At 38.8% G+C, this 22,697-nt stretch carries 17 protein-coding genes; 7 read left to right on the forward strand and 10 right to left on the reverse strand.

All coding sequences use genetic code 11. The features are described from left to right. Nucleotides 1-78: 78 nt before the first annotated feature. From FS736_RS06745 to FS736_RS06765, 5 genes are all read right to left on the reverse strand, one after another. Complete coding sequence (locus FS736_RS06745) at nt 79-594, reverse strand: YhcN/YlaJ family sporulation lipoprotein (protein ID WP_144475622.1); 516 nt, start codon at nt 592-594, stop codon at nt 79-81. A 146-nt stretch (nt 595-740) separates the two neighbouring features. Beyond that, nucleotides 741-1,907 (reverse strand): YeeE/YedE family protein, encoded by a 1,167-nt coding sequence (locus FS736_RS06750; protein ID WP_313959712.1) that lies wholly within the window; start codon nt 1,905-1,907, stop codon nt 741-743. Nucleotides 1,908-2,808: 901 nt separating this feature from the next. Further along, a complete protein-coding gene (locus FS736_RS06755; RefSeq protein WP_144475624.1) occupies nt 2,809-3,684 on the reverse strand; it encodes a phosphotransferase family protein in 876 nt (291 codons plus the stop codon). 152 nt (nt 3,685-3,836) lie between these two features. Further along, on the reverse strand, nt 3,837-4,700 hold the full coding sequence (locus FS736_RS06760; RefSeq protein WP_144475625.1) for a phosphotransferase family protein: 864 nt from the start codon (nt 4,698-4,700) through the stop codon (nt 3,837-3,839). Nucleotides 4,701-4,865: 165 nt separating this feature from the next. Then, nucleotides 4,866-5,759: an AraC family transcriptional regulator gene (locus FS736_RS06765; RefSeq protein WP_260983550.1), complete on the reverse strand. Its 894-nt coding sequence runs from the start codon at nt 5,757-5,759 to the stop codon at nt 4,866-4,868. 124 nt (nt 5,760-5,883) lie between these two features. On the opposite strand from FS736_RS06765, the gene FS736_RS06770 reads away from it, so the two are divergent. Continuing rightward, nucleotides 5,884-6,828, forward strand: coding sequence for a DMT family transporter (locus FS736_RS06770; protein WP_144475627.1), 945 nt, complete (start codon nt 5,884-5,886; stop codon nt 6,826-6,828). Between the two features lie 668 nt (nt 6,829-7,496). Here FS736_RS06770 and FS736_RS06775 read toward each other — a convergent pair. Beyond that, nucleotides 7,497-8,810, reverse strand: coding sequence for a uracil/xanthine transporter (locus FS736_RS06775; protein ID WP_144475628.1), 1,314 nt, complete (start codon nt 8,808-8,810; stop codon nt 7,497-7,499). 327 nt (nt 8,811-9,137) lie between these two features. Further along, nucleotides 9,138-9,488 carry a nuclear transport factor 2 family protein gene (locus FS736_RS06780; RefSeq protein ID WP_144475629.1) on the reverse strand — a complete coding sequence of 117 codons (351 nt, stop codon included), beginning with the start codon at nt 9,486-9,488 and terminating at the stop codon, nt 9,138-9,140. 865 nt (nt 9,489-10,353) lie between these two features. Here FS736_RS06780 and FS736_RS06790 point away from each other — a divergent pair. Then, nucleotides 10,354-10,548, forward strand: a complete 195-nt coding sequence (locus tag FS736_RS06790) for a DUF4083 domain-containing protein (RefSeq protein ID WP_144475630.1) — start codon at nt 10,354-10,356, stop codon at nt 10,546-10,548. Between the two features lie 219 nt (nt 10,549-10,767). On the opposite strand, the gene FS736_RS06795 is transcribed toward FS736_RS06790, so the two are convergent. Continuing rightward, nucleotides 10,768-11,331: a nucleotidyltransferase family protein gene (locus FS736_RS06795; protein WP_144475631.1), complete on the reverse strand. Its 564-nt coding sequence runs from the start codon at nt 11,329-11,331 to the stop codon at nt 10,768-10,770. Nucleotides 11,332-11,573: 242 nt separating this feature from the next. Here FS736_RS06795 and FS736_RS25110 point away from each other — a divergent pair, with 242 nt between their 5' ends. The 4 genes from FS736_RS25110 to FS736_RS06810 all read left to right on the forward strand — a co-directional run bounded on the left by FS736_RS25110 (nt 11,574) and on the right by FS736_RS06810 (nt 15,686). After that, the gene (locus FS736_RS25110; RefSeq protein ID WP_260983551.1) at nt 11,574-11,702 is read left to right on the forward strand and encodes a hypothetical protein; all 129 of its coding nucleotides are present in this window, start codon (nt 11,574-11,576) and stop codon (nt 11,700-11,702) included. A 325-nt stretch (nt 11,703-12,027) separates the two neighbouring features. Beyond that, the gene (locus tag FS736_RS06800) at nt 12,028-13,086 is read left to right on the forward strand and encodes a GerAB/ArcD/ProY family transporter (RefSeq protein ID WP_260983566.1); all 1,059 of its coding nucleotides are present in this window, start codon (nt 12,028-12,030) and stop codon (nt 13,084-13,086) included. Next, nucleotides 13,073-14,497: a spore germination protein gene (locus FS736_RS06805; protein ID WP_144475633.1), complete on the forward strand. Its 1,425-nt coding sequence runs from the start codon at nt 13,073-13,075 to the stop codon at nt 14,495-14,497. The genes FS736_RS06800 and FS736_RS06805 overlap by 14 nt, the downstream gene beginning before the upstream one ends. 1 nt (nt 14,498) lies before the next feature. Then, nucleotides 14,499-15,686, forward strand: a complete 1,188-nt coding sequence (locus tag FS736_RS06810; protein WP_186326704.1) for a Ger(x)C family spore germination protein — start codon at nt 14,499-14,501, stop codon at nt 15,684-15,686. 284 nt (nt 15,687-15,970) lie between these two features. Here the strand turns inward: FS736_RS06810 and FS736_RS06815 are convergent, their stop codons facing one another. Then, nucleotides 15,971-18,160, reverse strand: coding sequence for a PAS domain-containing protein (locus FS736_RS06815; protein WP_144475635.1), 2,190 nt, complete (start codon nt 18,158-18,160; stop codon nt 15,971-15,973). A 214-nt stretch (nt 18,161-18,374) separates the two neighbouring features. On the opposite strand from FS736_RS06815, the gene FS736_RS06820 reads away from it, so the two are divergent. Beyond that, nucleotides 18,375-19,370, forward strand: coding sequence for a DUF3231 family protein (locus FS736_RS06820; protein WP_144475636.1), 996 nt, complete (start codon nt 18,375-18,377; stop codon nt 19,368-19,370). Between the two features lie 77 nt (nt 19,371-19,447). Here FS736_RS06820 and helD read toward each other — a convergent pair whose 3' ends face one another. Then, complete coding sequence (gene helD / locus FS736_RS06825) at nt 19,448-21,793, reverse strand: RNA polymerase recycling motor HelD (RefSeq protein WP_144475637.1); 2,346 nt, start codon at nt 21,791-21,793, stop codon at nt 19,448-19,450. Nucleotides 21,794-22,697: the final 904 nt, after the last annotated feature.

The raw sequence follows: 22,697 nt of genomic DNA on the forward strand, positions 1-22,697 counted from the left end.
TATCAAAAAAAAGAGGCGTTAATCTATTTTTAGATTAACGCCCCCGAGAGACAGGGATTACCCGCTTTATAACAAATATTATCTAGCCGATGGGAAAACTCGTTGGACCATTTCCTTAAATTGATCATACAGGCCTCTTACAGGCTTTCCATTCTGAATTTGGTTGCCATAATCACTCATACGGTCAACAAAATCCGGGTTACTTGAAACATAAACATTGTCTATACTTTTATCAGTTGATTTAACTTTATCAGAAATTTTATTTTCGAGATCTTTTCTGATATTGCCTGTTTCATCATTATTTAAAACAACAGCTACATATGCAGTATGATCTGTAACAATAACATGTGCCCTTCTAACTTCCTTTAAATCCTCGATGTTGTTTTTTACATCATCGTGAACTCGCATTTGCACATCATTATTATCGCCATCGAGATTATCATTAAGAATCCTCGCGCCTCTGTCTGTTTGGTCGTAATTTTGGATCCTTGTATTATTGTCATCCCTGACATCTTCCCTGGCTCCATTGTTCATTGCACATCCAGTACTTAAAGCAATGACTAATACGATTGTTAACCCTTGAAAAAACTTCATGTTCTTTCCTCCTAATTTTAAATTCAAATATAGAGTTTCCAAACAATCCGTTTTTATGTATTAACCTTCAAATGTTGCTTGGATGCAAAAAAGACTCGGAGTTTAAAATCATACTCCGAGCCTTTAAATCACTTATTTATCATCCACTAACAAACAGAATCGTTTGGTTTTGGATTTTTCAAACCGAACAGCGGACGAATGAATAATGCTACCATCGTTCCAAGCATAGCCATAATTGCCCACACCCAGCCATGCAGACTGAAGCTTGCAATTCCTCCAAAATAAGCACCGATGTTGCATCCAAAGGCCAATCTCGCTCCATAGCCCATCAAAAGACCGCCAATAATGGAAGCTCCTGCAACGCCAGGCTTTATTTTGCCAGGCTTAAAATTACCCTGTGAAGCTGCTGAAATTAATGCTCCAAGGATGATTCCAAAATTCATGACACTGGTGGAATCAGCAAGAACGGTATTGTTCAGGGCAGCAATATTGGCGTCTGTTGAGAAGTATCCCCATGACGTGACATCGATTCCCATCGCCATCAGTGCTTTTCCTCCCCATAGTGCAAAGGCTGAAGTAATTCCCCATGGTGTTCCCCGGACTGTAAGGGTAAGAGCATTCAATACGGCCAGGACAATAGCTGCAGCAAATAGCGGCCATGACCCGCGCAATACCTTTTTCCAGCCAGTTGTGGTTGGAAGAGCCTTCATCGCAGGCGCTTTTCTTTTTTTAGCAATTTGCAGTGTAATCCAGTATATCAAGGCAAATAGAACAAGCTGGACTGCCAGTGCACCGCCATATCCCAGGCCCGTAGAGGTCGCTAGCGAAATTGGAGGCAGTGCAGGCGTATCTTCCATCCAGAATGAAAAATGGTACGCCCCAAGAGTTGAACCTGCTACAAATGACAACAGAGTAAGAATCATGGAAGAAGATCCTCCTCCAAGTGAATAAAGCGTTCCTGAAGCACAGCCATTACCGAGCTGCATTCCTATACCGAATATGAAAGCACCAAACAGAACACTAACTCCAACAGGTGAGACATAACCCTTAGGTTCAATGCCAGTAAAGCTAAAACCAGTGCTTAAAATAATGGCAAACAGAGTAGAAGCCACCGCAAGCATGAGCATGTGTGCCTGAAGTCCCTGGCCATTCCCTACAGATGCAAACCTCCTGAAAGCAGATGTGAAACCAAAGCGGGCATGAAGAAGCGTTGCTCCAAGGGCAAGGCCAATAATGAACAACACACCTTGTGTCCCATTTGCTACCGCTAAAATTGCGATGAGCATAATCACCGAAGCCAAAACCCCTAGCATAACAAACGGCTTCTGAACTGGATTCAGCTTAGTTACTACTGTCGTTGGTGACAGCTTTAAATTTATAGATTGTTTAGCTTCATTGTTGTTTACATTAAATTGAGCCAAACTAAACACTCCCTTTTCTTATAAGTTTAGTCGGAATTACAAAAAGTAATTATAACGGATTATATAGAATATGTAAATTGTTTTTAATTGGAGATAAAAAGGATTATTAACCAACCTTTAAATTAAGGCTAATCATCCTTGTAGTCTGGATAAAGTTGGTGGCTCCAGTCTTAGTTTTGTGCGCACATTACTTTAGTGTGGAAAATTTTAGTAATACAGTTACGATATTGTTTTATGATGACTATGGTTCAGACAAAATTAGCTGCGCTGGCTTGGTTTTTGTCCGAACTTGGTCCTGATTCGGACAACTTTTGTGCTTATTATTGAAAATCTGTCCGAACTTAAGACGACTTCGGACAACTTTTATGCTTACCATTGAAAAGCTGTCCGAATTTGAGGCTACTTTGGACAACTTTCGTGCTTAGCGTAGAAAAGCTGTCCGAACTTGGGGCTACTTTGGACAACTTTCGTGCTTACCAGTAAAAAAGCTGTCCGAACCTGGGGCTACTTTGGACAACTTTTGTGCTTACCAGTAAAAAGCTGTCCGAACCTGGGGCTATTTTGGACAACTTTTGTGCTTACCGTTTAAAAGTGTCCGAACTTGTGGCTACTTTGGACAACTTTTGTGCTTACCAGTAAAAAGCTGTCCGAACTTGGGGCTGCTTCGGACAACTTTTGTGCCTACCGTTTAAAAGCTGTCCGAACTTAGGGCTACTTCGGACAACTTTTGTGCTTAGCGTAGAAAAGCTGTCCGAACCAAAGGTTACTTCATACAAATCGTATCTTAAGCCACCTATCTATAATCCTTCGTCCCATTTTCAAAAGCCTGGGAGTCATCATTTTCGACTCCATGCAACGCTTCTTGCAATGCGAATGTACTTTTATAGAATTTTACTCGGTCTGCAATTTCTTTACCGCCTGGGTATTGGCCAATGCACATATTAAAAAACTCTTCTCCATAGCTTGCAAGTATGCCTGCAAAGTCATACGCCGGATCTCCCAAACCAGAGCCGCCAAAATCGATGATTCCTGATATTTCACGACTCTTTGGATTCCATAAGATGTTGGAAGCTCCAAAATCACCGTGTATGAGTGTTACCTTTACATTCAAAAGTGCCTCTCCTTCTAGAAAAACCTTAAACGACTCTGACACTTTCTCTCGTGCAACATTCGTCATAAAAGGGAATAGTTTTTGTTGGATCTTCTCGTAGAGGTCGTATATTTCTTCCCGTGGACGACGAATCTCAAGATTCAGTTCCTGTCTTGCTTTTTCTTCGGGAATCGAATGAATTACTGCTAGAAAAGCAACAAGTTGTGTGGCCAGGTTTCTAATTTTCTCATCATCCTTGATTTCTAATAAACTTTTCCTCCATAAAGGCTCACCTTCAATTTTTTTATATCCAGTAAAGACCTTCCCTGGTTCTGACTCATGAAAGGAAGCGTAAATAGGGTTAGGAATTGATACCGAAATGGTCTTACTAATATACTCTAAAATTTCCGCTTCTCTTTTTAATTGTATAATCCCGCTTTTATATTTCGGAAATCTGAATACAAGCGAATTGTTAACAATTAAGACGTCATTATTCTGGCCAATTTCATTTAACTGATAATCTTTAATGTAAATATCGGGGTACACCTTTTTAATGCTTTCAATCAATTTATCTTTCATGTCATTCTGCTCCCTGATAAAAGTCAATCCAGCGACTTGACCATGATCAAGTCTATTTGCACTACATGTGCACCACTTTGTACAAAACCTATTTTATGCTCTCATCCTTCCCAATTCACAAAAAATGCACGAAGGTAAGAGCCCTCTCCCCTTTACTGTAAAAAGCTCTTTAACCTTTCTAAATTTTCTTCAAGAAACACTGCATTTTTCTCAAGTCCCCTGCGTTTACACCAGCCAATACTGTTGAACGCATCGGTAAATTGGTAAAAAGGCAGGACTCTTTCTAGTTCGATTAATGATCTTATGCTGTTATAACCTTCTCGAAAAGCAATATATAAAGTAGAATCAAAGCGCAAAAAATCCCTATACAGTTTTGTAAAATCAACTTCAGCCGACCCAAAACGGACGCTTTCAAAATCAATAATTCCTGAAACTGAATGATCGTTAACGATAATATTGGCAGGACGGAAATCCATATGTACAAAACTTGGTCCATCTGGGGATGGCAGCTGATGCTTCATTTTCTCAAATCTCTCAATCGCTTGAGTATATAATCGTGAATCCAACAAAACTTTGACGTCCTCAGCAAAACTATAAAATTGCTGCTCAACAAAATCAGACCAGTTAGCAAATTCATTTTGTATGCCAATTAGCTTTTTTCCAGCAGGTGGACGAATGGCATGCATCTCCGCCTGAAGAACTCCGACTTGGAACGCCACTTCAGGTGAAGCATCCAGCTTCAATGGTTTCCCTTTTAATTCAGATAATAAAAAAGCTCCGGGGCACTCTTCATCCCCATGCCAATAATCCAACATTTCAGGAATGGAGACACGTCCTTTTAAAATTTCATAGGCTTCTAACTCGCGCTGAAATTTCAGTTTTGTATAAGGGATTTTCAAGAACACATTTAGACCGTTTGACAATTTACTTCTACAGACTGTAGAACTATGCGAATCTTCAACCTCATTCATTTCTTGTATCTGCAATCCAAATTGCTGAATGACTCGATTTAACATGAAACTTCCCCTTTTTTGCTTATAAATTTTTTGACTATCCAGCTATGCTTTTTTCACGATTTCTCCGTGGTGGTATAGTATCGTTTGAATACAAAAGGAGCCTCTAGTAGACTTAATTCTTTTATTTTCAAAAAAGCCCTTCTTTAAAATTTTTTCGAATTGGTACTATTGTAAAAATGATTTGGGAATTTTCTGCTTTTTGTAGGCCAAAGGTGTCATATTTATCGATTTCCTGAATTTATCAATGAAATAACTTGTGCTGTTAAATCTTACTTGGTAGGCAACATCTGTAACGTTGGATTCTGGTTGTTTCAATAAAATTAAGCTTTTTTGAATCCGATAATCGTTCACGTAATTTAAAGGTGACTTTTTTAAAATCCGCTGAAAGTATCGACAGCATTCTGACCGGCTTAATTGACCAGCTCTTGCGATGTCCTCTAATAGGATTTTTTCATGGTAATGCTGGTGGATCCAATTTAGCATTTGCTTCATTCGCTGACCCTTTATGATTTCCGTAAGTTCGTACTTTAAAGAAAATCCGTTTTTAATCAAGTTTTTCCAAATAAACATTAGCTGGCTGCTGATGTCGATTTCATAGTACAGTGATTTTTCCCGTATCAATTGATTGATAATTACAATAGCCTCCAATATATTTTTCGCCCAAACCTCTTTTGGGGCCAGATGAAAGTATGATAAATTAGTTGCTTGAATATAAGGGTGCACATAGGTAATGTAAAGTTCTTGTGATATCATGAAAGATGGCGAAACATATAAACAAATATAGACACAGCCTGACTCTTCGTTATCTTTTGCCATGTGCAGCCGGCCACTATTTATAAACAGACCCTCGCCCTCACTTACGTTTATATTCATTTCATTTACTTGAAAAACGGAATGTCCTTTAACAACATGCACGAATTGAAATTCGTCATGCCAATGAAGTGGTATATACCCATTGATATTCTGATGAATGATTGTTTCGTAACAGGCAATAGGCAGCTCAACTGTACGATGTTCTGTTAATTCTCTTAAACTTTGATCGACCATAAAATTCTTCATCTGCATAATACCACCTCAATATTCTTATATTTTTTCATTCGATTCAGGTATTATTCCATACATTATCTACTTATCATATAAAATATCATATACTATTCTTATAATTAAAGGTGGTAGATCAAACATGAATAGACGAAAGGGAATCTTCCTTGTTATAACAGGAGCAGTATTTTGGGGAATCGGAGGAACAGTGGCAAAAAAGCTTTTTCACGAATATCAGATCGATGTAAATTGGTTGGTAACAACCAGATTGCTTATAGCAGGTTTTTTACTTCTTGGAGTTCAATTTTTCAGAGCTGACCGTTCCCATATAATTGATGTTTGGAAAAACCGTAAGACAGCAGCCCATTTAACAACCTTCGGGTTGCTCGGTATGCTGGGAGTGCAATACACCTATATGGCATCCATTGAACATGGAAATGCTGCTGTAGCAACACTCTTACAATATTTAGCTCCCGTAATGATTATTGTATACTTACTTGTCCGCAAACAGACAGTGCTTACACGAAAAGACGTGTTGACTGTCTCCCTGGCGTTAGTGGGGAGTTTTTTCTTATTGACGAACGGCTCATTTTCTCAGTTATCGGTGCCGGCGCCTGCTATTGTTTGGGGTGTTTTATCTGGCATAGCTTTAGCTTTTTATACACTTTATGCCATTCCATTACTGAAACAATACGATTCGCTTGTCATTGTGGGATGGGCCATGATCATCGGTGGTTTTGCATTAAGCCTCATCCATCCACCCTGGCAAATGGACTTTGAAACACTAAATCTGGAAGCCTATTTTTATTTAATATTCGTAATCATATTTGGAACAATGATTGCATTTTGGTTCTATATCGAAAGCCTGCAAAGCCTTCAGCCTAAAGAATCAAGTCTCCTAGGCAGCCTGGAGCCACTAGCCGCCGTACTCACCACTGTCTTTTGGTTAAAAGAACCCTTTGGCCTCTTCCAATGGCTTGGCACTGTTTGCATCATTGGAATGATACTTTTATTGGCATTTAATAAAGAGTCTACTTCTAATGATAATCAACCTAGCATAAACGATGAACCTCTCAAAGTTAGTTGATCAATCTCTAAGGGCATTGCAAACATTGCAATGCCTTTATTAAGTAGATTCAGTTGTTTTTTGAATGGATTTTTACAAAAACCCATTCAGTCATTGTCTCCATCCTGCACCTTCTCTTGCTTTACTGATTGAATCAAGACTGCATTGGCTAACAATAACCCCGCAGACAGCAAAACAAGTTTAGTCCCCAGGATAAAAGATAGAAGAGCAGCTAGTAAAGCACCAAACAATAGAAATTTACTAAATGAATCATATTATTTCCATCTAATTTGGCTGTCCGAGTATACCAATTTTATCGTTGATAACTTAGCCCTATCTAGCTTTCGATCTTCCTTAACATTACAGAAAGTGCAACCCATGTAAAGCCTGAAAATATTGCTAAAGGAAGTGTTTTAGCTAACATGAACTCAGGAAGTAAATGGGAAAATATTGTTCTGAAAAATAAAAAAGTAGAAAATAAGGCTATTAAGAGTAATATACCAGAAGAAATTAAAGAGAGTTTACTAGGCATTTGGCTATCATCCTTTCATCTATATGACTCGGCAGTTATTCCTTAACCACACATTTGAAATTTATATAATCTTACCTTCTGTTGAAAAGCCAGCTCTCCTTCGTTTATCATAAGACTTCACTCAGCTTTGCTGACCTAAGTGTCATTCATCCGGTGTCTAATTTTGTTTTTTGCCACTAACCTGTTCATATGACCTCTCATCCCACCGTATGAATGTTTCAAGCACTATGGATAGTAAAACACCCATAATAAACCCATTCGATAGCAGCGGCTGTAAAATCACTGGGAAAACGGTAAAGAGCACAGGATCCAAATTCATGATACTCAGTCCCAGCAACACTGGGGCCGCGAGACGGAAAATAGATTTGGAATCAAATGTATAGCCGTTTAAACTTTTCAAAGAGGTTCCAAAGAGCTGAAGATAAGCAACAAACAGTACAGCATTACCCACTGTGATCGGCAAAGTAGCCAGCAATGCACCAAGGACAGGAATGATCCCCAGTATGGCCATCAACCCTCCGCCGATCAGGAATGGTTTCCGGTCAAAAATCCGTGTGCTCTCCAGAAATCCGACTGACGAGGTAAATGGAGCATAAGGGACAAGGCCCAAAAAAGCGGCCCCAATCGAATACGTTCCGGTCAAAAGATACGACCTATCCAATCTGGACTGCGTGGCCCCTTCGCCAGTAAGCTTGGAAGCTGCCTGGACAGATGCAATCGTATTGCTTAAATTAATGACACCGGCAATAAAAGTGATTGCGATGATACCATAATTCAGGTTTGGTGTTCCAAGCGGAAAGAAAGAAAACTCCATTGAAGATTGGCTGTTCATTCCTTGATCGGAAGGAAACAGTATGACATAAATTACCCAGCCCAGAATCATTCCAATCAAAATCGAAAAATTACCGACAGTCTCGTTCCCTTTTATTTTCATTAAACTGACCAGAATCACCACCGCAAAAGAAAACATGGTAACCGGCAGCTCAAGCGTCCCATCCTCCGAGACTTTTAGCATCCCTTTAAAAAATATGAGGATTAGCTGGAATGTAAGGAGAAACAAGTAAACAGTCATCACCATTGGGGTGAAGATTTTTTGTATATAAGAAACGATCCGAAATACGCCAAACACAAGGGTAACAGTCCCGGCAAGCAAAATTCCTGAGGCAATTCCCCCGCCAATCTCCGGAAGACTCATCCCGAGAGACGATGATGCCAGACTCAAGTTCAGGACCAATCCCCACATCAATCCCGAATGCCCTTCCATTAAGGGGAAACGATGACCAAACGCTCCCTGCAGGACGCAAGCCACCCCTGTAAAAATCAATGAGCTTCGCAGCATAGCGGCAATTTCCCCGCTATCCAGGCCAAAGGCAGCTCCAATCGAAACCGGAACAACAACCGTATTCGCAAAAATAAAAAACAACCATTGCACTGACGCAAAGATTGTTTTTACATATGATGTATTCTCCATGCGCTCACCTTTCAGATGTCAATTAATCAGTTTTTAAGCGTTAAGTTATTCAAACAAGGCTCAGTTTTTAATATTAGCAAAGAACTCTCCCATATTAACTCCAAGACGATAGGAGCCATACCAAATCCATAGGGTTAGGAGCAAAGTTGTCAGGACTGGGTACTTTTTTGTTATTCTTTTCAGTTCCTTTGTAAATTCATCCATTCTCACGGTTCCCCTCTTAGAAACTTAAGTAAATTTTTTCCATTTCATTATCACACAAATTATCTTTTTACTCAACAAGAAGATTAACTTAAGTTACTAGAAAAAGAGACTTCCATTTTAAACTTACAATGATGGATCCGTTTTAGTTCCCTGGTGAAAAACCATTTTCCATATTCCCTCATTTAGTTTCCAAATAGAACTCCGTAAGGCATGCTGCTTCGTCTCCTCATTAAAAGTTCGGTATGTCGCCAACACAATCTCTTCCGATAAAGGATGAATCTCGAAATCGCTGAATTTAACTTTAATAATACCAATTCCACCTTCAAAGTCCTCATCCTTATACAGTACTCTTCCAGAACTGCCAAACTCAAAGAATTCATCAGCTAATAATTTTTTAAGTTCAGTTTTTGATGAACGGACTTCTGGGGTCAGCAATTTTTCCTCTAACTGTTTTAAGTGATTTTTTAAGTTCATAGATGATATCTCCTTTAATACGAATAGAATTTTAATTCAACATAAAGGAGTGGATTTCCTCCTTGGGAAGAACGTTGAAACCTTTTCAATATTAGAAACGTATTAGGAAATATATTGAAGGGAGATGAACATTATGAACAAATCAAGGGTGAAATGCCATAGCTGGGGCGGAAATTCATTTGTCAAGCGATGGTTTATATCAACCTTAGGCCAGTGGATAAAAAAATGTCAAATGGGTCAGAGAGAATCTACACAGTTTGCCTGGAGTGCGGAGAAGTGATTTCGATAAAAGTGAAAAACCCTGAGAAGTTGCTGAAGTAACTGTACGCCCATCAATTCAAAAATATGTATTGGGCAATTTATTCCGATTATGCATTGGTTTTGGGCTTTTTTTGACAAATTTTCGGAGTTTTCTCGTTAACCTGTCAAGATTCTGAGTTATTCCTGACAGATTTACGGAGTTTCAATGGAAACCTGTCAAGATTACGGGCTTTTCTTGACAGCTTTGCGGAGTTTCAACGAAAACCTGTCAAGATTTTGAGCTTATTTTGACAACTTTGCGGAGTTTTGACCTTAACCTGTCAAGATTACGAGCTTTTCTTGACAGCTTTGCGGATTTTCAGTGACAACCTGTCAAGATTCTGAGTTAATCCTGACAGATTTACGGAGTTTCAATGGAAACCTGTCAAGATTACGGGCTTTTCTTGACAGCTTTGCGGATTTTCAATGACAACCTGTCAAGATTCTGAGCTTATTTTGACAGCTTTGCGGTGTTTTAGCGAAAACCTGTCAAGATTATGGACTTTTTCTTAACAGCTTTAATAAATCTCGTCTAGATCATACAACAGAAAGTGGGTATCACATTATGGAAGGATTTAATATAGCTTCACTATTTTTCAATGGAATTGTTATTGTACTAATAATCTTGTTCGTGGTTTCATTCACGCTTTTTATTCGCAGAATAATAATAAATACTTCTTCAAAAAGCACCCAAACCAATGAAATTGAAAAGAAAATTGATAAAATTATTGACTTACTTGAAAAGAATAATAAAGTTTAGCAATACCTTACATCTCAACCTTCGTATTAATCGTTGAGATTTTTTTGTTTCACTTTATAAACAAACAAAAAAACAGAAAGAATTCCTTCCTGTCTACTCAACCGTTCAATCTCTGTCTATACTTTGTAATCTCTTTTGTTTAAAGCTTCAATCTTATCATCAATATGCTCACAAATTTGTCTGTGTATAATCCTAAACATTTCTTAAAGGGCACTGCTTTCAATGATGAACTTTGACCATAGGCCAAATAGCTTTCCAATTTTTCTTAACCAGCCGTTGCTCATAAATGGCAAGCCGTTCACTTGATTCTGTAAAAAAAGGAGTCGGCTTCACCTCTAGATTTAGTACATCCTCAATACCACAAGGAACTGTAAGTACCAATTGATTTTCCCTATCCAGTTTCACTCCGAGAGCTGTTGCCGTTTCAGGAAATTTGGAAATCGCATCTTCAGAGGATGTATACGGCGTAATCCGGTTCACAAAATGCATCCTTGCTTGATTTTTTACTGACCAGGGTATGCCGGGCAATAGGGCTGTCAGCTTTTTTTCCAATGCTTTTTCATATTCCTCATCAAGAATTGTTGGGTCAAAAAAAATCACGTCCACATCCGGTGTGTTGGTTCGCTTCTTGAATCCGTGTAAGGTGTCCCAAATTTTCGACCGGACAAATCCAGCACATATCCACCAGTCAGGCAAACCAAGAGTGCTTGCAGTATGTATAATCTCCATCATTTTATCATCGGACTGGATTAAGCTTATTACATCTTCTTTACTCTTTAACATATATCCCCCTCCAAACATCGAACATCCATTCTTATATTATCATAATTTATGGAAAAAGAAGTAATTACTCATCTATTAAGTACGGTAAAAGAGATCAACCTTTCTACCCTTACTGAACTTGGATTTTACAAAAAATCATGGCAACTAAACCCTACTTTCCAAAAATTCACGTTAATCTTCGGGTGAAATATACCGATAATAAAAATTGTGTGACTTATACGAAAGCAGAGGAATGAATTTATATGAGTATTAATAAAGAAGAATTAATCAAAAGGGCCAGTGCTGTATTAGGACGAGATGTGAGTCATGAAACAATTATGAAAACCGTTGAATCTCTTATCGAAAAGCTAGAAAAGGAACGGAAAAGCTAATTCGGAGCTGCAATAGGTTGGAATCCAGAAATGAATCATTAAAAGCATTAAAGCACAGTTTCGTTTCCGCTCGCATTTCAATAATTCCAAAAAAGCTGTCCGAAGTTGATCATACTTCAGACAGCTTTTCACCATCTCCCCCTAAACTTGTCCAAACTCACCCTTGCCTCTAAAACCTTCCCTCACACCGACTCAAGTCTAATAGAATCTGCTATCATCCTGGAAACTCTGCATAAAAATTTTCCAATTGGCTAACGATATCTATGTTGGGAATGAATTGGATGGTGAATTTCGATTGAATTATAATCTTCTAAGGGCGAAAGAAGTGTTCTTTATCATGGTCCTGTCGACGGGGCTATTTAACCATGTGATTCTGATTCCGATGCTGTTGGAAGCTGCAGCTAGGGATGCGTGGTTAAGTGTATTGGCTTCTTTCTTTCCCTTTTTACTTTTTATTTGGATGGTTTATTACATTACTAAAAATACTGAGCAGGAGAAGATAACCAACTGGCTTAAAAACCGTTATGGAAAGTTTTTAGCCGCCCTGTTTGTGCTGCCATTATTGTTAATTCTTTTTATACATGCTTCAATTACATTCTTGGATACGTCTTATTGGGCAGAGATTTATTTTCTTCCCACTACTCCCAGTTTTCTTATTTCTGCGGTAGTGCTTACATCATGTTACTGGCTTTCTACCAGGACTTTAAAGGTACTTGCCATCATGGCAACCATTGTTTTGCCATTGGTTGTAATGCTGGGGTTCTTTATTATGAGTGTAAATACTACGCAAAAAGACATTGAATACTTGTTTCCATTATTTCTGAATGGATATGTTCCTTTTTTAAAAGGGATCTTCTATTCATTATCTGGTCTTACCGAAATCTTTGTGATCATTTTGATTCAGCATCATCTTACGCAAAAAATTAAATTCAAAGACATATTTTTGTTAGGCTTTGTGTTAATTGGTTTAACCGTTGGCCCCTTGTCGGCAGCTATTATGGAATTCGGTCCTGTTGAAGCCAGAAATTTTGCCTTTCCGGCTTATGAAGAATGGAAGCTTTTGAAAATAGGCGAGTTCATCTCCCGCTTGGATTTCCTTGCCATGTTTCAGTGGGTAAGCGGAGCTTTCTTCCGTATTGGGTTGTTCATGTATATCATCAGCCAATATCTAAATAAACGGAAAAATAAATTTTTCCTGCCTGTTTTATATTTGATGATCTATGGTACTACCTTTCTGAAGCTGGACACGTATGACATCAATAGATTCTTGTACATTTACTTCCTTCCTTTTTGCTTAATTTTAGTTGTTTCTTTTACGTCTGTATTAACCATTTTTGTCTTTTTATCAAAGAGAAAGGAGAATAAGCCTCATGAAAAGTCATAATCTGATTAACCAACTAAAGGATGAATTCTTAAATTGTGACGACTTAGTTTTCACTCAAAAGAGGTTCACACATTTCTCCCTTGAATTCTCTTATTTCGCAAGTCTTGTCGATGTAAATTTTATTGACCAGGTAATATTACCAAAGTTGAAAAACGCTGAAGGCAAAGTTAAGGATTTTACAAATTTTATAAAGGACGATTTTCTCGTCAACGATCTGTCTGATTCACCCCTTGCTGAAATACAATTGCAACTTCTCTCTGGAAGCCTTCTTATTTTTTTGGAAAAAACCATACTGGCTATCAGTGTCACAAAAATTCCTGCAAGGACCCCGGAAGAATCTTCTATCGAACCATCCGTTCAGGGCCCTAGAGACGGCTTTATAGAAGATTTGAATACAAACCTGGCATTGATCAGAAAGCGATTTAAATCAAATCAATTAAAAGTGGAAAAATTTGTAATAGGCAAAAGAAGCAATGTGAACATGGCGCTAATTTATATTGATGACATTATAAATAAGCAGTTATTGAATGATATGAAAAACAAGATCCAAAATCTTGATTTGGATATAGTGACAAGTCTGCAACAAATAGAGAAATTACTAGCAGATCAACCAAGGTCAATAATGACAACATCTGATAATAGTGGCAGACCTGATTATGTCATTGAAGCTTTAAATCAGGGAAGGTATGCGCTGATGATTGATGGACAGCCTTTAGTATCAATCGCACCCGTGAATCTTACAAACTTAATAAAATCACCAGAGGATTTAAACCAAAATTATTTATATGTTTCATTTGAGAGGATGCTCCGTCTCAGTTCGCTGTTCATTTCTATCCTTTTGCCCGGTTTTTGGGTTGCTCTGACCACCCATAATATCGATCAAATCCCATTTCAATTGGTTGCCACTATCAGTGTTTCGCGCTTAGGCATCCCACTTTCTACTTCCATGGAAATGGTGATTATGCTCTTTCTATTCGAACTTTTCCATGAGGCCGGAATGAGACTGCCACGTTCAGTCGGACAAACCGTATCGGTTCTTGGCGGCTTGATTGTCGGCGATGCAGCCATTCGTTCCGGTCTTACTTCTCCTTCTATGCTGGTTGTCGGTGGTATCGTTTTCGTGAGCGGATATACTCTTGTGAATCCCACTCTCGGAGGCGCAGCAACGTTACTAAGGATTGTCATTCTATTATTAGGCACTTTTTTCGGTATTTTCGGGATTGTCGTTGGAACACTCTTGATTATTTCTTATTTTTCCACTTTAACATCCCATGGTGTACCTTATTTGTCCTTCTCATACCCTTTTTCATTATCAAAAATGGGAGTATCTTTTTTCAAAATGCCATGGAATATGCTGGCCAGAAGAGATGCTTCCTTAAGGTCAAATGATCCAACCCGACAGGAGGATTAGAATGAGGCATTTAAAGAAAATTGCACTATTGCTGTTGATCCCCATTTTAACCAGCTGTGGCGCTGGCCAAAATATCCAGGATTTCACCTATGTAGTTGCCATCGGGATTGACTACGATAAAGAGAAAAAGGACTACGTTATTTATACAATGGCCCTGGATTTTTCAGGTGTGGCCAAACCAGAAAGCGCAAAACCAACAGGGCCCTCTCCCGTTTGGATCGGGAAAAGCTCCGGCAAAACCTTGAGTGAAGCCCGTGCAAAATTACAGAGAAGTTCCCAGCCGCAATTATATTTGCGACATGTAAGGACTATTTTGTTATCTGAAGAGGTACTTCAATCAAGATTTTTAAAAGTCACTCAAGAACTTGGCAGGCTGGATTTTTTTCGTCAAACCAATTTCATCCTTGGTACAAAGGAATCTATTCCAGATATATTCACGACCCATGGGTTATTCTTTTATCCTCCACTTTACACGATTCTCCTAAAACCCAGAAAAGAGGATACCGAAAGCCTTCTCAAGCACTTTACATACAGGGAATTTATTTCTCAGTTCTATGAACCAGTGGGAGCATCATATGTACCGTCCATTGGACTTGACGATAAATGGAGTGAAAATAAGTCTCCCTATAAAGATTTAACCTTTAATGGTGCTTATTTTTATGAAAACCAGACTTATCAGGGTTATAAATCTGTTGATAAAATCAAAGGGATCAGATGGAGAGAACATGCACCTATGAAGAATACCTACATCCTCGGTGAAAAAGAAAACCCGCATACTGTCGTGAAAGTGAAAACTTCTAGAATGGATATTCAATTAGTCCAGCAAAAAGATAAACCAATTTTTGATGTTTCAGTTAAAGGCGAAGCAGATATACTTGAAAGCATTCAAAATGTGTCAGAAGCGAAAATAAAAGAGGACATAGAAGAACTCATTCATGAGGAAATAAATCAGAGCTTTCAGGAAGGCTTGACTATTAATTCGGACGTGCTCCGCCTGGGCATCGAATGGTTCAGACTTCACAAAGGCTCCTACCTGGATTATATAAAAAAGAGCAATCCAAATACGCTTTATCTTGACGAGAACTCTCTTAGGAATATTAAAGTCACAATAAATTTGCATTCCAGCTATAATTATAAATTAAAAACCCGGTCAAACATCTGGGATCAAAAATCGATTTACTCCAAATAATGGACAAAGGGCAGTTCTGGGCAATGGGCTGCCCTGGGTTTTTAAGGTTGGTTTAAGATTACTTATGTCAGATGGAAAAAAGCTGAAATCATGGCAGCATATTTCAGAAGTACTATTCATATTCCCCTTTCCTGTCACCCCACATCTTTTATTTATCTAACCAGGTCAACATGATAGCCGAGAAATCTAACTTCATTTAAAACAAAAAAAATAAAGCCCTCCAGCTTAGAAGAGCTTCAATCAAGACAACCACTATAGCAATGTTATTATCACCGCAAACGATATTAGTTCAAAAAAAGTTCGATTGCGACAATCGTTCCTTCCCCTTCTTCACTGAAAAAATCGATTTTCCCATTATGATCATGAACGATTTTCATACTGCGCATTAATCCCAGGCCTGTCCCTTTTTCTTTGGTGGAATAGTAAGGCTCGCAAAGATGTTTTAACCGTTCAGGACTGATTCCCTTTCCTGTATCGATGACACTTACGAGGACTTTTTCACCCATGCATTCTAGTTTGACCGTTAGGCTTCCGCCATAAGGCATGGCCTCAATCGAGTTTTTAATCAGATTGATAAACAGAAGCTTTAAGTGTGGCTCAATGCATTTCACCAGAATATCCTTATTACAATTGTTTTCTATACGAGTCTCAATATTGTGATCAGCAATTTCCGGCTTTAGCAAATTCAGTGAATATCGAATGATTCCGCCAAGATCTGAAACCGTCCAGTTGGATTCTTTTGAATAGGAAAGTTCGATAAATTCGTTCGTGAACCTATTGATTTGCTCCAATTCCATTTTCATGACAGGAAGGTAATCAAAAATCTTATTCTGATCTTGGCCCTCTTCCGCGAATTTCAGAAGTCCCATAATGCTCGTTAGAGGGTTACGTATTTCATGAACCACTCCAGAAGCCAGCCTGCCAATCAGTGCAAGCTTTTGCGATTGCTGCATAATTTGATCCATTTCCTTTTTTTCTGTAATATCATGGAAAGTAGATAGGACGTATTCTATTTTGTTGCTGCTGCCCGCTTCAAATATTGCTCTGGTGTCAACAAGAATCCACCTTTTTTCGTTCTTCATAGGATTGAATACAAACATCTCAACATTACTGAATTCTTCACCAGTCGCTAACGTTCTCATTGCAGGATGTTCCTCGCCGTTGAATGGCTCTCCTGAAGCATCTTCAGCATCCCATTCAGCATTCAGAGAAGTCATATTGGCTAGCGATTGTTCGTCATATCCCAATATTGAGCAAGCATTTTTATTAGCATAGACTATCTTCCCGTTTGTGTCCTGGAGAATCATGCCGCTCGTCAAGGCTTCATAAATCCTCTTATGGTGCTCCTCAAGGTTTTTCTTTTCTGTTATGTCACGAGTTACTCCGACAACCTCTTTTATCACGTTATTATGTAATAAGATCGGTGACAATACACTGTGAAAATAATGAGTTTTACCATTTATCTCGAAATCCCATTCGAATTCTGTATTTATTCCTGAAAATGCCTTTTGGACTTCCTTTTGTTGATTCCTGGAATCGTTAAAAAAGTCATTAATGCATTTCCCTTCAAAAACATCCTTACTAAAATCATTTGATGTGATCCAATTCCCATGTACACTTGTGACTCTTAAGGATTGATCGATTGTAAAGACAATATCTTGCATCGAAGATACCAGTGCCTTGTACTTCTCTTTGCTTTTCTCCAACTCTTTAAAAGAGAGAACTTTATCAGTAATATCAACACCAGTCGCTAAAACAAATTGTAAGTTCCCTTCATTATCTTCGACAGTTTTACTTTTCCATTTGATAAATCTTTTTTCGCCATTTTTCATTCTCCAGAAATTTTCGTACACGGTTGGAATTTTTCCTGATAAATAATTATTCACAACAAACTGTTTTTCTGGATTTTCGATAAAAACGTCCCAAAACTTTTTGTATTGTACTTCCTCCAGGCTATATCCTGAAACTTGTTCTGTGTATTGGTTCCACTTATTAATTCGTCCATCTTGATCTAAAATCAATATAAAAGACTGAATTGTATTCATCACGGTACGTAAGTAGTTGTTTTCTACTTCGAGTGCATCGTGATGACAGTGACGGGTTGAAAATTCTTTTAACATACAATAAATGAATTGTTGATTGCCAATATTCAATATTGATGCATTGACTTCTACTGTAATCATATTTTCATTTCGATCAGGAAGGTCTAATACAGTTGATATTTTGCCATCTTTAACGAGAAGCTCTTTTACAGTCTTTAGCACTTCAGGGGCTAAATGATTATATAGAGACAAAACCTCTTTTGACAGTAACTCTTCTTTGGAATAATTCAATAAAGCACATGCGGCGTCATTCACTTCATAAATTCGATATTTCCTTAAGTTTTCATCAGCTATTTCGAATATAAGCACGGGGAATGTTAGATTTTTAAACATATGCTCAAAAAGTGATGGCTCATTCACTACTGTTTTCATGTAACACCTCCTGTATCTAATACATTTATTTTAATAATTGCTTTACTGGACGTCCACTATCCAGTTCAGGAGAATTGGATTTTATTTTTTACAAATGAATGAGTAATAATGCGTATTGTTTTTTCTTTACCGACCACTTCATCTATTTACATATTGGAATCAAAAACGGCTATTCAGCACATTCTAAAAAAAACATGTTCAGGGAGGATTCACCATGCCGGATAAAGTACCTATAACATCTTCCGAACTAGGATCGTTATGGCTTACCTATCAAGAAAAAACAATGATTTTAAGGATGTTGGAATACTTTATAGAGAAAGCCGATGATGAAAAAGCAAAGAAAATCATGACTAGCATGTATAGTGAATTAGAGGGGTTTATAAGTAAAATCGTTGCCATTTATGAAGAGGAAGGCGCTGTCACTCCCACTGGCTTTACATCACAGGACGTGTATAAGGATGTCCCAAAGTTATATGATAACGGCTTTGACATCATGTTCGTCCGGTTGTTAAAGGAAATCAGCATGGGACTCCATGCTTTGAACATATCAATGACCTTCAGGGAAGATATCAATATCCTGTTTGCGGATTTGACAGCACTTACCCAGAAGTATTTCATGCTATGCTCTCAGTATCTGCTTGAGAACGGGCTTCTTGTCAGGAGCCCATTCGTAACAATGCCAAAATCAGTGGAATTTGTTAAAGATAACGATTATTTAAGCGCAAGCAGCATCAATCCATTCACTCAGAAAAGGACCTTCAATACTGTCGAGGTAGCGCATATTCATAAAGGGATTGAATCAAACCTAACAGGACTGCAAATGATATTAGGTTTTGCCCAGTCCGCTAAAGACAAGGAGGTCAAAAAATACTTTTTTGAGGGAGCTGAGCTGGCTAAAGGAATCGTGAAAGAATTGAGTGAGCTAATGATCCAGGAGAATCTCGCGGTCCCTCAAACTGCTGGTGGAAATGCGACAAAATCTACAGAAGCTCCTTTTTCAGATAAATTAATGATGTATTGTACAAGTCTGTTTTGCAGCTTCTCGTTGGGAAGTAACTCTCTCGGAACAGCTTTTAGTTTAAGGAATGATTTGCCTGCAAAGATGACTATTTTCACAAAGGATGTTTTTGAGTACGCCCATAAAGGCGCGAAAATCATGATTAAAAATGGCTGGATGGAAGAACCGCCACAAATGATTACACGCAAATAAATAAATGAATATAGCTGAAGAGGCTGAAACACCTCTTCAGCATTTTTCCCCTTGCAAAGGTAACCTTCTCTTTACCATTACATAAATTCTGAATGAATGAAGCCTTCCTGAATGCCTTTCCTCAAAAAAGGACTCGGTTCACCTACACTGAAAAGCTGTAAATTATGCATCGCCCTGGTGCAGGCAGTATAAAATATCCTGCGCAAACTCTCTTCACTATAGACTTCCGCCGATGCATCATAAATAATGACAGCGTCGAATTCAATTCCCTTGGATAGATAAGAAGGGATGACGACTACTCCTTGCTCATATTCTATCGCCCCACTCTTGATGTGTTTAATTCCTTCAATTACGGAAAGCGACTTAAAGGCCTTTAAACTTTCCTCAGCAGATATGCAGATGATAGCAATACTGCGATATCCATTACTTCGCAAATCATTGACCTTGGAGACAATGCACCTGTGCAGTTCTGTGTGCTCAGCCAATTGAGTCAGGACTGGACGTTCACCGTCACGTTCAAAAGGAATGATTCTTTCCCCATTTGGCACAAGCCTTCGAGTAAACTCAATAATCGGTTTTGTCGATCGGTAGCTTCGCGCCATATTGATCACTTCTGTATCTTCAGATCCGTACAGACCAGTCAGTCTATGGAAATCAACCGTTTCACTGGCATGTGCGAAGATCGCCTGATTAAAGTCACCTAACACAGTCATCCTTGCAGCTGGGAACAGCCGCTTTAAAAATTCGAATTGAAAAGCTGAATAATCCTGAGCTTCATCCACCACAATGTGTCTTATCGAACTGTTCGTCTGAAAGCCAAATATTATCTCTTTTAAAAATAAAAATGGTGTGGCGTCCTCATAATAGAGTTTTCCTTCGTTAAGCATGTTTACAGTTAATACGCAAAGGTCCGGCCACTCCATGGGTACCCTCCCTGCATACAACTGGTTGATCTTTGTGTGATCGGTAAATAGCTGCCTGTATATTCCCTTGATGTTAACAAAGCGGTAAGCCTTAATCCGCTTTCGTAATGGTTGAAACTTCCGTCGAACAATCAAACGCGCCAAGGTTTCGTCCTCGATCTCATAATCGTGAATGGATTCCCCTTTATATCCCTTCTTTTCAGCTAAATAGGTATAGGCCTTATGATACTCTTCATCACTAAGCAGCTCTATTTCCTCTTGGACCCAAGGCTCAGTCACTTCAAGCTTCTCGGCCTTAGCAATTTGCTTCAGCAGCCAATCCTTCACTTTTTCCAGACGGCTATGGAACTTCGAAGAATCCTCACCATGATAAAATCTGTCCGCTATTTGCTGGGATGTAACAAGTGGCTCACCTCTAAAATTGATGTTATTGAAAACCATTCCAGATACCTCAAGCGATTTCCTGTAGGATTGAATCGCTTCAAAAAAATCGGCAGAAGCCTTAAATCGAATTCCAGCAATTCTAGTATTGTAATAATGGGTATTCGTTGCAGTTAAAACATACTCTAATTGCTCATATGGGTTTTCAACTTCAAATTCCTTACTCAAGCGATGATCCAGGTATTCCTGGAATGTTGCCTGCTGCATATTCTCTTCTCCAAGTTCAGGAAGAACATTGGATACATAACTGCTGAACATTTTGTTCGGAGAGAACAGGATAATTTGATCAGCATTTAGATGGTCGCGGTATTTGTACAGCAAATAAGCAATACGCTGCATCGCAGCTGAAGTTTTTCCGCTTCCAGCAGCACCATGGACGATGAGCAGTCTGCCTCGGTCATGCCGGATGATTTTATTTTGCTCTTGTTGAATCGTCGCAACTATATTATGCATATGGTTATCAGTGCCTTTTCCAAGCACCTGCTGGAGAATCTCGTCACCAATCGTCAGGCTCGTATCGAACATAGATTGCAGTATGCCTCCGCGGATCAAGTACTGCCACTTTTTCTCCAAACTGCCATGGATTGGACCACCGGGTGTTCGATACATTGCCGCGCCAGGCTGGTAATCGTAGTAAACACTGGAGATTGGAGCCCTCCAGTCATAAATCAGGAACTCTTCACCTTCAGCATCAACGAGTGAGGAAATCCCAATATAGATTTGTTCCGGAACAGAAGTACCTTCTTCGGTAAAATCAATCCGGCCGAAATATGGAATTTCCTGCATACGTCGTAGCGTAGCCAGGCGCTTGGATGAATGACGATGGGTACTTTGGCTGACAGAAAGTGCTTGTGCCTCCTGCCTCAAACCGATGATAGTCTCCAGGAAATCATCAAAAGTGTCCGTGTTTACTTTGACCTCATCCCAAAAGTGTTTACGGATGTGAACAACCTCGTTTTTCAGCCTGGACGTTTCTTTTTCCATTTTGCCGATCTCATTTCGAATCTCATCCATTACCCCGTTCAATCGCTTTTGCTCCCGCTGAAGTTCCATACTCATAGCAACACCCCTAAATTTTTTTAATAAAAGAGTTGACTAACTAATCGAATGCATTGTATAATTAAAATAGGGATAATTATATCCATTTCAATTAAAACGGTGCATATCTATATAAATTTATCACAGGATCCATCTTTTTTCAATGAAATTCTGTGATTCTGATACTTGAAAAGAGCAGTCATTTACGTTTGAGTACGTAAATGGCTGCTCTTTTTTTGTAGCTGTTCCCCTTCTAACAAAATAACCAACACATATTTGACAGCTTAGGCTCCTACAACTTCAAACCTGTCAAAATAACGATGGTTTCTTGACAACCTTTCGCTCTACAACTGCAAACCTGTCAAAATAACCTCGGATTCTTGACAACTTTACACTTTACACCTGCAAACCTGTCAAGATAACCTCGGATTCTTGACAGCTTTTCACTCTACACCTGCAAACCTGTCAAGATAACCTCGGATTCTTGACAACTTTACACTCTACACCTGGAAACCTGTCAAAAAAACCTCGGATTCTTGACAACTTTTCACTCCACACCTGCAAACCTGTCAAGATAACCTCGGATTCTTGACAACTTTACACTCTTCAACTACAAACCTGTCAAAATAACGATGGTTTCTTGACAACATTTCACTCTTCACCTACAAACCTGTCAAAATAACGATGGTTTCTTGACTGCTTTACACTCTTCACCTGCACTTCTGTCAAAAAAACCTCGGATTCTTGACAACTTTTCACTCCACACCTGCAAACCTGTCAAGATTACCTCGGATTCTTGACAACATTTCACTCTTCACCTGCAAACCTGTCAAAATAACCTCGGATTTTTGACAACATTTCACTCTTCACCTGCAAACCTGTCAAAATAACCTCGGATTTTTGACAACATTTCACTCTTCACCTG

Source organism: Cytobacillus oceanisediminis 2691, from assembly GCF_007678455.1.
GTDB lineage: Bacteria > Bacillota > Bacilli > Bacillales > Cytobacillaceae > Mesobacillus > Mesobacillus oceanisediminis_A.

What these genes read in the sequence shown, in the direction of transcription:
- FS736_RS06770 (WP_144475627.1), top strand. Translation starts at nt 5,884, where the DNA reads ATGAATAGACGAAAGGGAATCTTCCTTGTTATAACAGGAGCAGTATTT.
- FS736_RS25110 (WP_260983551.1), top strand. Translation starts at nt 11,574, where the DNA reads ATGAGTATTAATAAAGAAGAATTAATCAAAAGGGCCAGTGCTGTATTA.
- FS736_RS06760 (WP_144475625.1), bottom strand. Translation starts at nt 4,700, where the DNA reads ATGTTAAATCGAGTCATTCAGCAATTTGGATTGCAGATACAAGAAATG.
- helD (WP_144475637.1), bottom strand. Translation starts at nt 21,793, where the DNA reads ATGAGTATGGAACTTCAGCGGGAGCAAAAGCGATTGAACGGGGTAATG.
- FS736_RS06795 (WP_144475631.1), bottom strand. Translation starts at nt 11,331, where the DNA reads ATGTTAAAGAGTAAAGAAGATGTAATAAGCTTAATCCAGTCCGATGAT.
- FS736_RS06750 (WP_313959712.1), bottom strand. Translation starts at nt 1,907, where the DNA reads ATGCTAGGGGTTTTGGCTTCGGTGATTATGCTCATCGCAATTTTAGCG.
- FS736_RS06775 (WP_144475628.1), bottom strand. Translation starts at nt 8,810, where the DNA reads ATGGAGAATACATCATATGTAAAAACAATCTTTGCGTCAGTGCAATGG.
- FS736_RS06810 (WP_186326704.1), top strand. Translation starts at nt 14,499, where the DNA reads ATGAGGCATTTAAAGAAAATTGCACTATTGCTGTTGATCCCCATTTTA.
- FS736_RS06805 (WP_144475633.1), top strand. Translation starts at nt 13,073, where the DNA reads ATGAAAAGTCATAATCTGATTAACCAACTAAAGGATGAATTCTTAAAT.
- FS736_RS06765 (WP_260983550.1), bottom strand. Translation starts at nt 5,759, where the DNA reads ATGAAGAATTTTATGGTCGATCAAAGTTTAAGAGAATTAACAGAACAT.
- FS736_RS06815 (WP_144475635.1), bottom strand. Translation starts at nt 18,160, where the DNA reads ATGAAAACAGTAGTGAATGAGCCATCACTTTTTGAGCATATGTTTAAA.
- FS736_RS06780 (WP_144475629.1), bottom strand. Translation starts at nt 9,488, where the DNA reads ATGAACTTAAAAAATCACTTAAAACAGTTAGAGGAAAAATTGCTGACC.
- FS736_RS06755 (WP_144475624.1), bottom strand. Translation starts at nt 3,684, where the DNA reads ATGAAAGATAAATTGATTGAAAGCATTAAAAAGGTGTACCCCGATATT.
- FS736_RS06745 (WP_144475622.1), bottom strand. Translation starts at nt 594, where the DNA reads ATGAAGTTTTTTCAAGGGTTAACAATCGTATTAGTCATTGCTTTAAGT.
- FS736_RS06790 (WP_144475630.1), top strand. Translation starts at nt 10,354, where the DNA reads ATGGAAGGATTTAATATAGCTTCACTATTTTTCAATGGAATTGTTATT.
- FS736_RS06820 (WP_144475636.1), top strand. Translation starts at nt 18,375, where the DNA reads ATGCCGGATAAAGTACCTATAACATCTTCCGAACTAGGATCGTTATGG.